Origin of the sequence: Brevundimonas sp., assembly GCF_036963785.1 — a bacterium.
Classification (GTDB): Bacteria; Pseudomonadota; Alphaproteobacteria; order Caulobacterales; family Caulobacteraceae; genus Brevundimonas.
Genome location: NZ_JBALUS010000004.1, coordinates 424245 through 434485, shown reverse-complemented (window position 1 = coordinate 434485; position 10241 = coordinate 424245). Strand labels below are relative to the sequence as shown.

Below are 10241 nucleotides of genomic sequence, written 5' to 3'. Positions count from 1 at the left end.
TTCATTTCAGCTTGCAGCCTCCAGCCGTTGGAAGCTCAAGCTCTTTCATTGGTGGTCGTGAGCACCTTCCGGGGCGGGATTGCGTGCGAGGAAGATCCCGACAAACAGGAACACCAGCGCCATGCCGATCGCGCCCAGCACGACGATGAGAGGGTCGGACTGCCATTTCATCGCGGCGAATGCGGCCAGCACCACGGCATCAAGTGCGATGGCCGTCAGCAACACCCAGCCCCGCGCGCCGATGTCCTCACGCAGATGCCGGAACACGCCGAAATGGATGATCATGTCCATCACCAGATAGAAGAAGGCCCCGAGCGAGGCGATGCGGCTGAGGTCGAAGAAGACCGTTAGGAAGCCCGCGATCACGACCGTGTAGACGAGCGTGTGGTCCTTGATCGTGCCCGGCATCCCGAAATGGCTGTGCGGGATCATTTTCATGTCGGTCAGCATCGCCAGCATCCGCGAGACCGCGAACACGCTGGCGATCAGACCTGACGCCGTGGCCACCAGCGCCAGCGCCACCGTCAGGTAGAAGCCGGTCTGACCGAGGGAGGGCTGGGCCGCTTCGGCCAACGCGTAGTCCTTCGCCGCCACGATACGGTCGAGCGGCAGGCTGGAGCCGACCGCGAAGGCCACCAGCAGATAGACGACGACGCAGATGGCAATCGACCAGATGATGGCCCGGCCCACATTGCGGTGCGGGTCGGTCACCTCTGCGCCGCTGTTGGTGATGGTCGTGAAGCCCTTGAAGGCCAGGATCGACAGTGCAACCGACGCCACGAAGCCTGTGGCGCCCATGTCTCCCCCCGTCGCCTCGAACGAGATGCCGCTCGCCCAGAGGCCTGCTGCCCCGAAAAGCGCGATGCCGCCCACCTTGAGAACGGCCATGACGATGGAGAACAGCCCGACCGACCGGTTGCCCGATACATTCACGAGCCAGGCGAAGACGATCAGCCCGACGCCGAGGATTGGCACCAGCACGCTGTCCGGATCGCCGCCAAACGCCCGCAGCGTGTAGGTGCCGAAAGTGCGCGCGACGAGGCTTTCGTTGATCACCATCGACAGCGCCATCAGGAGTGCAGCACCCGCCGCGACCGTCGTCGGGCCGTAGGCCTTCTTCAGGATCATCCCGATGCCGCCCGCTGACGGATACGCGTTCGACATCTTGATGTAGGTGTAGGCGCTGAACGCGGTTACGATGGCACCCACGATGAACGAGAGCGGGAAGAGCGGTCCGGCGAGTTCGGCGATCTGTCCGGTCAGCGCGAAGATGCCCGCGCCGATCATCACGCCGGTTCCCATGGCCACAGCACCTGGGAGGGTAATACTGTTCTTCTCGTAATCGCTTTTCGTCATGGATTTTCCTTTTCAGGCTTTTGCCGCAGCGCCACCCAGAGCAGCGGCAGCCCCGTCACAAGCCCGAGTCCCAGCACCGCCCATGTCGCGCGGCCGAGGTCTCCGCTAACCGCCTCACCGCCGAAATGGGCCAGCAGGAAGCTTGCCGGTATGATCCCCGCCAGAGTTGCCAAGGCGAAACGCCAGGCGTGTAATCGGCTCAGTCCGGCCGCGTAGCTGATCATGTCGAAGGACACGAAGGGCATCAGGCGGCTGGCAAAAACCGTCGCCGTCAACGCGGTCTGCGAGCCGAGAAGCCCGGCATCGACGCGATCACCGAACACCCGCCGCAAGACATCATGCCCCAGAACCCGTGCTAGACCGAAGGCGATCAGCGCCCCGAGCTCGGCGCCGATGACGACCTGCACGGTCCCCCAGACATGCCCGTAAGCAGCCCCGGCCGCGAGTGCGATGGGGGCGCTCGGGATCGGGCTGGCGACGACGGCGATCGTCATCAGCGCGACGATCAGCGCCGGCCCCCAGAGACCCGCGCGCGCCACCAGCATTTCCAGACTCTCGACGTTCAACAGTTCGCGCCCCTCGGAGAATACCAAAGGCGCGAACTGCCAGACAGCGAGCAGTCCGATCCCGAGGATCGCAAGGCCCGTGAGGATGGCGGCGCGCAGGCTCATCTCAGATCGCCTCGACGGCTTTCGCCAGGAGGTCGCGCACCTCGCCCGCCACGGACGTCAGTTCGGCGTTCTGGATGGCTTGCATCGACGCCACCGGGTCGATGGCGCTGACCTCCACGCCGCCCCCGACCTCGCGCAGGATGACGTTGCAGGGCAGCATCGCACCCACGCGCGGTTCGATCCCCATGGCCTGATGCGCCATCTTCGGGTTGCAGGCGCCGAGGATGCGATAGGCCGGCATCTCGACATCGAGCTTCTTCTTCATCGTCGCCTTGACGTCGATCTCGGTCAGGACACCAAAGCCATGATCCGCCAGCGCCTTTCGCGCGCGAACGTCGACGTCGTCGATTCCCGCGTCCGAGATCATGCGATTGATCGTGTAGGTCATTGCGAAGTCCTTTCTCCTATTTCCGAAGATACTTGATCAACGCTGCTATGGCCAAAACCAGCAGCACAAGGATCAGCAGGCCGAACAGCCAGCCAAATCCCATTCCGTGACCCATTTCGTTCCAGTTCATCATGCCATCCTCCTGCTGGCGCTGTCAGGTTAATTCCGCCAGGTCGAAAGTCGCCCTACGCTGCCAGAAATCAGACAACGGACGTCACCCAGACCGCGTCAGCCTCGGCGCGGAAGCGTCGAAGTGTCGGTCTGCTGATCAGATGCCGTTGGATGTTGAAGGTGTTGTAGATCGCCGCGTGGGTGGTGAGGAATCTCTGGGCTGAGGCCTGGGATTTGAACCGCTGCTGCTGGCGTTCTCGTCGGCGGATCGGGAGGTGCGAATTCTCAACGCGGTTGTTCTCCCGGAGCCGGCCCGGCCGGTGCAGATGCCTCAGATTCAGCTGATCCAGAGCTGCTCCGTACGACGCCAGACCGTCCGTCGTGATCGTCTGCGGCTCGACCGGCTGGTTGTATAGGAGGCGCTTCAAAAGTCTGAGCGCCGCCTCTGTGTCCCGCCGGCGCTGGACCACAAGGTCGAGAACCTCGCCTTCGTCGTCGACTGCCCGCCACAGATACATCCGCTTGCCGCCAATCCAGCAGACCATCTCATCCAGGTGCCAGCGCGGCGAAGGAGCCGGCCGACGCCGCCTCAGGCGCTTGGCGATCAGAGGCCCGAATTTGATGGTCCAGCACCGGATCGTCTCGTAGCTGACCTCGATGCCCCGCTGCGACAGCAGCTCCTCCACGTCCCGAAAACTGAGGCTGAAACGAAAGTACAGCCACACGGCATGGCGGATCACATCAGCCGGAAACCGGTGACGTTTGAACGAGATCTGCTTCACGATAAATCATCCCCGACAGCGGCTTACGCCGACATTGCCGGAGACCTTTTAGCGTTAGCCTGACAGCACCATCGAGACCCTAGCCCACTACTTCGTATGACGGCGCGCCGTCACTTGAGCTGCTGTGCCAGTTGTTTCAACGACCGGCACCTGATGCAGACCATCGTTGCTCTCTCCCACCCTGCTGACCAATGCCGTCCAGTCGATCCAGCTCGGCGTCGAGGACTATGAAAACAGCGACCCGCGGCGCGCTCTTTCCGCGGTGCGGAATTTTCAGGCCGGCATCCTTCTGCTCTGCAAGGAACATCTGCGGCGGCTCTCGCCGCCTGGGTCTAATGAAGTGTTGCTGCGCAAGAAGCTGAAGGCTCAGCTCAATGCGGGCACGATCGAGTTCGTCGGAGACGGCCAAGCCACACTCGATCAGCAGGAGATCGTCAACCGGTTCACGGATTTGGGCATCACGGTGGATTGGAAGCCGCTCAAGGCACTGACGAGCCGACGCAACCAGCTTGAGCATTACTGGACCGACGCATCGGTCGAGGTTCTCCGTGAACTGGTTGCTGAAGCGGCGATGATCGTGAGGGACCTACTCCAGAACGTCCTCGGTGAGGATCCTCAGGATCTGCTCGGCGTGGTGACCTGGTCGGCAATGCTGGAAACCGAAAGCCTCTTCGAGGCCGAACGCGAGCGATGCCGGAAGACGCTCAAGGCCATTGCCTGGAAGTCCGCGACCATGGCTGGGGCAGTGGACGAGATTCAGTGCCACTCATGCGGATCGAGCCTGATCGAGCAGCGGGATCGAGGCAATGTCGATCAAGGCGCAGCCGGGTTCCGATGCGTGGGCTGTTCGACCGAGCCGGAGCTTAAGGACATTGTAGAGGCCGCCTTGGCAAACGCCCTGTTTGCTGATCTCTATATTGCGGCCACAGACGGCGGCGAACCGCCTATCTGGGAATGCCTTGGCTGCGACGCAGAGGCGGTCGTGATCGACGAGGGCTTTTGCGCGGTCTGCGGAGAAGGGATGCCGGAGGACACTTGCGCGGTCTGCCACAAGACCCTGAGCCGCGACGAGATGGAAAACAGTCGGTCGCTATGCGGGTACCATCTGCACACGCTCGAGAAGGACTAAGAGCAACTCGGTCAGAACCGGAAGCACGGACCGCGCCGTCAGCATTTCGAGCTGCGAAAAATGCTCGTCGGAAGAATTGCCCGCGATGCTGTGCGGGATGACCCAAAACGAACGTCTAGTTTCGGGTTACCAGTTAATGTGCGGTTCTGGCGCGAAGCGGCCCTCCCCTGCCCGCCATAGTTACGAAAAGCGCATAAGGTGGGTTGCCGGAAAACAGACCATCCGGACGTCCGCTAAGGGTGGAAAGCGGACTCTCGTGCCGGCCGATCTCAAAGTTTGCGTGCCGGCACCGGACCAATGTCGCTATTGGCGCGTTCTGGTGCTCTCCCATTGTCTTTCAGCAACGTTCGCTCGCCTCGCCGCCTCGGAAAAAGCGAGCGCGGAAGCCGGAGACTTTCATGGCACGTCACCAGAGATCATCGGGGGCTCGCGCCGTCGCAGCCAGACGGAAAACAGCACCGGTAACACAATCAGGGTGAGTACTGTCGCCGTGGTGAGTCCGCCGATTACGACCGTTGCCAAAGGCTTCTGGACCTCGGAACCTGGACCGTAGGCAAAGGCCATGGGCATCACGACCGACGGTCTGCGCTCCTACAAGGCTGCGATGAAGGAGCTCGGAAACACCGAAAAGCAGGAGGTCGGACGGTGGGCCAACAACAGGGTCGAGAACTCACACCTGCCGTTTCGACGACGAGAACGGGCCATGCTCCGCTTCCGGCAGATGAAGACCTTGCAGAAGTTCAGCTCCGTCCACGCCGCCTTTCACAACCACTTCAACCAGGACCGCCTGAGCCGCGCGGAAGCGGCAGTTGCGGGGCTACTGGCGACGGGCCTTTCGGCAATCACCATCGCCGAACGACAGGGCGTCGCCCTCGGCACAGTGCGCACCCACATCCGGCACCTGCTCGAAAAGACGGGCGCCCGTAACCAGGTCGATCTCGTCGCAACCTTGGTGTCCCGGCTCTAGCAGGACCAGCGGTCCCGGCATCGTTACGTCAGCAGCCGGCGCACACACCTTGTCTGACCCGAACCGCCTCGGGCAGACGCGGCCGCCACGCCACACCGGCCCCGCCGCCGAACTCGCGGAGATCTGGTCTGGTGATCCGGTATCGTTGGATGAAAAGGGGGTACCAGACGTCGGGGCTCGGTCAGCACAATGTTCGAACGCCATTGAGCTACCGGTAACCCCCCAAAAAGCAAACTCTAGTGTCCGCTATGGGTCGAAAGCCGACCTACGCCTAAGGGTGGAAAGCGGACGTCTAGTTGACGTCGCTGTTTCGTGCCTTCCGCTTGATGCGCACAAGGTGCGCACTCCGAAATGCGCATAAGCGCGATTCCCTGAAATGGGCACAAACGGGTCTTCGTCGCTGAAATCCGCCTGATCGGCCTGAGACAAGTGGTCGAAAGACTGACCGCACCGCCACCGCCACCGGCCTTGAATATCAAGCGGATGGCAACCCCCGGGGACATGTCGGGTTTACCCTCTGAAGCTGCCGGGACATGGAACTGGCAAGCGTCCCGGCACAAGTGCGAGGTCCGACCAATGTCACCACCCGATCAGTACAGGCGCCTGAACGAAGGCGAGGGGAACACGGACCCCAACGCCTCCACGCCTGTGTTTGACCCCGTGCTTGCGAGCGGCCAGGCCGATGCCGAGGCCGGCGGCGCCATTCCCGTGGTCGAGCCCGCCGCCTCTCCCGCACCGGAGCGGAGGTCGCATGAGGCCGGACAGACCGGCCTGCGTCTTCCGATGTGGCTCTGGTTGACGGTGGCTGGCACCGTCCTCGGCGTCCTTCTGGTGGGCCTGCTCTTCCTCTGATCTGCGGGTCTTCGCTCTTCGGACCTGCGCCGAAGCCTGGCCGCTCGCTGGAACCCCGGCGCGCCCGCTGGGTTGGGGTCATAGCGAGAGGAGGATGCTATGCCCCACGTAATGGCACTGGCGCGGTGGCCACTGGTCGCGATTGGCGTCATTTTCATACTTGTCGGCCTGCCGCTTGTGATCGGGGGCACTTGGCTACTGATGCTGGGGGGCTCCTTCTATTATCTGCCCGCAGGTCTGGCCCTCGTGGCATCCGGGGTCCTGCTGGCGCTCGGCCGCCCCCTCGGGGCATGGATCTATACCGGCCTCTACGTTCTGACCCTGCTCTGGGCGCTCTGGGAAGTCGGGCTCAATGGTTGGGCGCTTGTCCCGCGAGTGGTCGCACCGACCGTGCTCATGGCCCTCCTCATTGCAGCCCTGCCCCTGCTTCTGCCTTACGGCAGGCGGGCGGCCCTGATCGGCGGCGGGGCGCTGGCTGTGCTTGTGATCGTCGGAGGCGTTGTGATCGGGCTTGCCAATCGCGCCGGGGCGGCCCTTTCGGTCCCGGCGGGTAGCGGCGACATGGCCGAGCCCGGCCTCCATCAGACCGGCGCCGACTGGCCGGCCTTCGGCGGCACCTATTCTGCCCGCCGGTATTCGCCCCTGACCCAGATCAACCGCGACAATGTGGAGACGCTTGAGCGTGTCTGGCTGTTCCACACAGAGGACCTGCCCGAAGACAAGTGGGGGGCGGAAACGACTCCGCTCAAGATCGGCGACACCCTGTATCTGTGCACCGCGCGCAATGAGCTGATCGCGCTCGATGCCGCGACCGGCGAGCAGCGCTGGCGCTACGACCCCGGGGTCTCTGACGACTGGATTCCCTACACCGCCGCCTGCCGCGGGGTCGCCTATTACGACACGCGCCGCACGGCCGTGGCGCAACCCGCACCGGAAACGCCCCCCGCTCCCGCCCAGGACGAAGAGCGTACAACGGCAGCCGTTTGCGCCACACGGATCATTGAAGGCACACTGGACGGCCGCCTGATCGCGGTGGATGCCCGCACCGGCCGTCCCTGCCCTGACTTCGGTGAGAACGGACAGGTCGACATCAAGCGCGGTATGGGCGAGGTCATCCCCGGCATGGTCTCGATGACCTCGGCGCCCACAATCGTCCGGGGCGTGGTGGTGACCGGCCATCAGGTTCTGGACGGCCAGTACAATGAGGCCCCCTCCGGCGTGATCCAGGGCTTTGATGCGGTGACCGGAGAGCTGCGGTGGGCCTGGGACATGACCCGGCCTGAGCTCGACGGCCTGCCTCCGGAAGGCGAGACCTACACCCGCGGCACGCCCAATATGTGGACGACCGCCACCGGGGACGAGCAGCTGGGACTGGTCTACCTGCCCATGGGGAATTCGGCGGCCGACTACTACAGCAGCGATCGCTCGGAGGCGGAGAACCGCTTTGCCACCTCGCTTGTTGCGCTGGACGTGACGACCGGCAAGCCGGCCTGGTCATTCCAGACGGTGCATATCGACGTCTGGGACTATGACTTGGGCAGCCAGGCGACGCTCATCGACTATCCGACCGACGCCGGCGCCGTGCCGGCCCTGGTCCTGCCGAGCAAACAGGGCGACCTCTATATCCTCGACCGCCGCACGGGAGTGCCCCTGGTTGATGTCGAGGAGCGCCCGGTCCCCGGCGGCGGTGTCGAGCCGGAGATGCGCAGCGCGACCCAGCCCTTTTCCGGCTTCCATACCCTCGCCAAGGATGACCTGACCGAGCGGGATATGTGGGGCATGTCCCCGATCGACCAGATGATCTGCCGGATCGGATTCCGTCGTGCCGAATACGACGGCATGTACACGCCGCCGTCGACGGAAAGGCGCTGGATCCAGTACCCGGGCTACAACGGCGGCTCGGACTGGGGCGGCGTGGCGGTCGACCCCCGGCGGGGTGTGATCATTGCCAACTACAATGACATGCCGAACTACAACCGGCTCGTCCCGCGCGAACAGGCGAACGAGAAGGGCTGGTATCCGCGCGGTCACCCCGAGCTGAAGGAGGACGCCGGGATGCCAGCGTCGCGGGGCGGCGTCCCGGACGGGGCGGAGGGCGCCGGTGACCCGCAATGGGGTGTGCCCTATGCCATCGACGTCAACGCCGGCTGGCGGATGGGCTTTACCGGCATGCTGTGCAAACAGCCCCCCTACGGTGGCATCCGCGCCATCGACATCCGCACCGGTCGGACCTTGTGGGATCGCCCCCTCGGCCAGGCCCGCAAGAACGGTCCGTTCGGCATTCCCTCCATGCTGCCCATCGACATCGGCACGCCCAACAACGGCGGGTCCGTGGTTACGGCGGGCGGCCTGATCTTCATTGCCGCGGCGACGGATGACCTGATCCGGGCCATCGATATCGAGACAGGCGAGACCGTGTGGACGGATGTTCTGCCTGCCGGCGGGCAGGCCGCGCCCATCGTCTATGAGGAAGACGGTCGCCAGTTCCTGGTGCTCATGACCGGCGGCCACCATTTCATGGAAACGCCCCGGGGAGACCAGGTGATCGCCTGGGCACTTCCGGAGCGGCGTGAGCGGTGACCCCGGCGTGGCTTCCCTACTGCGGCCCGGCTCCGACGCCTGAAGCGGTGCTGGGGCGGTGGAATGGAGATCCGCTGCTGCTCATCGCCCTGGCCGGCGGGCTGGGCCTCCTTATGGCGCTGCGACCCTCCCGACAGGATCGGACCCTGGCCGTTCTGGCGGTGCTGACGCTTGCCGTCAGCTTCGTCTCGCCGCTCTGCGCCGCCAGTTCGGCGCTGTTCACCGCGCGGACGGTGCACCATCTCTGGCTGATGGGCGTGGCCGCCCCCCTTCTCGCCTGGAGCCTGCCGAAGGTGGGGGGGCGCCTCGCGGCAGCCACCCTAGCGCAGGGCGCCGTGCTCTGGATCTGGCACGCGCCCTCACTGTACGCGCTGGCACTGTCTCATGACGGACTCTACTGGCTGATGCAGATCAGCTTGCTGGGAATGGCGGTGTGGTTCTGGTCGGCCGTGCGGTCCGCCAGCGGAACATTGGCCAGCGGCGCTCTGCTCGTCACGCTTGTGCACACCGGCCTGTTGGGCGCGCTCCTTACCTTCGCTCCCCGGGCCGTCTACCTTCCCCACGCGGGGACCACGGCCCCCTGGGGCCTCCGCTGGATCGAGGATCAGCAGCTGGCCGGTCTGATCATGTGGGCGCCCGGCGCCGCACTGTATCTGGCCGCCGCCCTGGTTGTTCTGGCCCGCAGTCTGGGCGAGCCGCCAGTTCCGGAGCGCGCCGCGTGAGTCTGGTCTCGCAGGTGCGGCTGTGGGCCAGGGGTCACACGGGCCGGGATCACTATTCTCCCGTCGGCATGACCTTTCACTGGGCGATGGCCGCCCTGGTGGTGTTCCAGCTGTGGTGGGGCTGGCGCATCGGTCGCCTGCCGGTCGGCGCCGACAAGCTGGAGGGTTACCAGCTCCATAGCCAGGTCGGCCTTCTGATCCTGGTCATGATCCTGCTGCGCGGCCTCTGGCGGCTGGCCATCCCGGGACCGATCAATGACGCGGACAAGCCCGGCTGGCAGAGCCGCGCCGCTCATCTCACCCACTATGCCTTCTACGCCGTGCTGATCGTCCTGCCCCTGTCCGGCTGGACCATGTGGTCCTCCATGGCCGCCGAACAGCCGCTGTCGCTTGCCGGTGCCGCGCCCTGGCCGCAATTGCCGTTCGACACCCTGCCCCGTCAGACCCGATACCAGCTGATGTCCGTGGCAGAGCGCGCCCACCTCTTCGCTGTCGTCACCCTGCTGGTGATGATCCCCCTTCATGCGGGGGCGGCGCTGAAGCACCATTTCTGGAATCGGGACGATTCCCTTGCGGGGATGGTGCCCTTTCTGAACCCGCTCCCCCCGCGGCCAGCGAAGCCGCATGGCGCGCCACCGCCTCGATCTGATCGTCGTCAAACCCGGCAATCGCCCGGAGCATGA

11 protein-coding genes are annotated in these 10241 nt (G+C 64.6%); 6 read left to right on the top strand and 5 right to left on the bottom strand.

The features are described from left to right. Positions 1 to 45: 45 nt before the first annotated feature. The 4 genes from V7672_RS11950 to V7672_RS11935 all read right to left on the bottom strand — a co-directional run bounded on the left by V7672_RS11950 (position 46) and on the right by V7672_RS11935 (position 3308). Entirely contained in the window at positions 46 to 1356 is a 1311-nt protein-coding gene (locus V7672_RS11950; RefSeq protein WP_335624813.1) for an APC family permease, read from the bottom strand. Continuing rightward, on the bottom strand, positions 1353 to 2027 hold the full coding sequence (locus V7672_RS11945; RefSeq protein ID WP_335624812.1) for a TVP38/TMEM64 family protein: 675 nt from the start codon (positions 2025 to 2027) through the stop codon (positions 1353 to 1355). The genes V7672_RS11950 and V7672_RS11945 overlap by 4 nt, the downstream gene beginning before the upstream one ends. A gap of 1 nt (position 2028) precedes the next feature. Next, the gene (locus V7672_RS11940; RefSeq protein WP_209119259.1) at positions 2029 to 2415 is read right to left on the bottom strand and encodes a DUF302 domain-containing protein; all 387 of its coding nucleotides are present in this window, start codon (positions 2413 to 2415) and stop codon (positions 2029 to 2031) included. A 200-nt stretch (positions 2416 to 2615) separates the two neighbouring features. After that, on the bottom strand, positions 2616 to 3308 hold the full coding sequence (locus V7672_RS11935; protein ID WP_335624811.1) for an IS6 family transposase: 693 nt from the start codon (positions 3306 to 3308) through the stop codon (positions 2616 to 2618). A gap of 166 nt (positions 3309 to 3474) precedes the next feature. Here V7672_RS11935 and V7672_RS11930 point away from each other — a divergent pair, with 166 nt between their 5' ends. Continuing rightward, positions 3475 to 4437 carry a hypothetical protein gene (locus V7672_RS11930; RefSeq protein WP_335624810.1) on the top strand — a complete coding sequence of 321 codons (963 nt, stop codon included), beginning with the start codon at positions 3475 to 3477 and terminating at the stop codon, positions 4435 to 4437. Positions 4438 to 4833: 396 nt separating this feature from the next. Here V7672_RS11930 and V7672_RS11925 read toward each other — a convergent pair whose 3' ends face one another. After that, on the bottom strand, positions 4834 to 5001 hold the full coding sequence (locus V7672_RS11925; protein ID WP_335624809.1) for an efflux RND transporter permease subunit: 168 nt from the start codon (positions 4999 to 5001) through the stop codon (positions 4834 to 4836). Here V7672_RS11925 and V7672_RS11920 point away from each other — a divergent pair. The 5 genes from V7672_RS11920 to V7672_RS11900 all read left to right on the top strand — a co-directional run bounded on the left by V7672_RS11920 (position 5000) and on the right by V7672_RS11900 (position 10241). Then, on the top strand, positions 5000 to 5404 hold the full coding sequence (locus V7672_RS11920) for a DDE-type integrase/transposase/recombinase (RefSeq protein ID WP_335624808.1): 405 nt from the start codon (positions 5000 to 5002) through the stop codon (positions 5402 to 5404). The two genes, V7672_RS11925 and V7672_RS11920, sit on opposite strands and share 2 nt — an antisense overlap. 576 nt (positions 5405 to 5980) lie before the next feature. Beyond that, positions 5981 to 6256 carry a hypothetical protein gene (locus tag V7672_RS11915; protein ID WP_335624807.1) on the top strand — a complete coding sequence of 92 codons (276 nt, stop codon included), beginning with the start codon at positions 5981 to 5983 and terminating at the stop codon, positions 6254 to 6256. A 99-nt stretch (positions 6257 to 6355) separates the two neighbouring features. Next, positions 6356 to 8836: a membrane-bound PQQ-dependent dehydrogenase, glucose/quinate/shikimate family gene (locus tag V7672_RS11910; protein ID WP_335624806.1), complete on the top strand. Its 2481-nt coding sequence runs from the start codon at positions 6356 to 6358 to the stop codon at positions 8834 to 8836. Continuing rightward, positions 8833 to 9558: a cytochrome c oxidase assembly protein gene (locus V7672_RS11905; protein ID WP_335624805.1), complete on the top strand. Its 726-nt coding sequence runs from the start codon at positions 8833 to 8835 to the stop codon at positions 9556 to 9558. The genes V7672_RS11910 and V7672_RS11905 overlap by 4 nt, the downstream gene beginning before the upstream one ends. Beyond that, the gene (locus V7672_RS11900; protein ID WP_335624804.1) at positions 9555 to 10241 is read left to right on the top strand and encodes a cytochrome b; all 687 of its coding nucleotides are present in this window, start codon (positions 9555 to 9557) and stop codon (positions 10239 to 10241) included. Before V7672_RS11905 ends, V7672_RS11900 begins: the two co-directional genes overlap by 4 nt.

Bases quoted from the DNA above. Each gene is read 5' to 3' on its own strand.
- V7672_RS11910 (WP_335624806.1), top strand. From the start codon at position 6,356: ATGCCCCACGTAATGGCACTGGCGCGGTGGCCACTGGTCGCGATTGGC.
- V7672_RS11925 (WP_335624809.1), bottom strand. From the start codon at position 5,001: ATGGCCTTTGCCTACGGTCCAGGTTCCGAGGTCCAGAAGCCTTTGGCA.
- V7672_RS11940 (WP_209119259.1), bottom strand. From the start codon at position 2,415: ATGACCTACACGATCAATCGCATGATCTCGGACGCGGGAATCGACGAC.
- V7672_RS11945 (WP_335624812.1), bottom strand. From the start codon at position 2,027: ATGAGCCTGCGCGCCGCCATCCTCACGGGCCTTGCGATCCTCGGGATC.
- V7672_RS11915 (WP_335624807.1), top strand. From the start codon at position 5,981: ATGTCACCACCCGATCAGTACAGGCGCCTGAACGAAGGCGAGGGGAAC.
- V7672_RS11920 (WP_335624808.1), top strand. From the start codon at position 5,000: ATGGGCATCACGACCGACGGTCTGCGCTCCTACAAGGCTGCGATGAAG.
- V7672_RS11950 (WP_335624813.1), bottom strand. From the start codon at position 1,356: ATGACGAAAAGCGATTACGAGAAGAACAGTATTACCCTCCCAGGTGCT.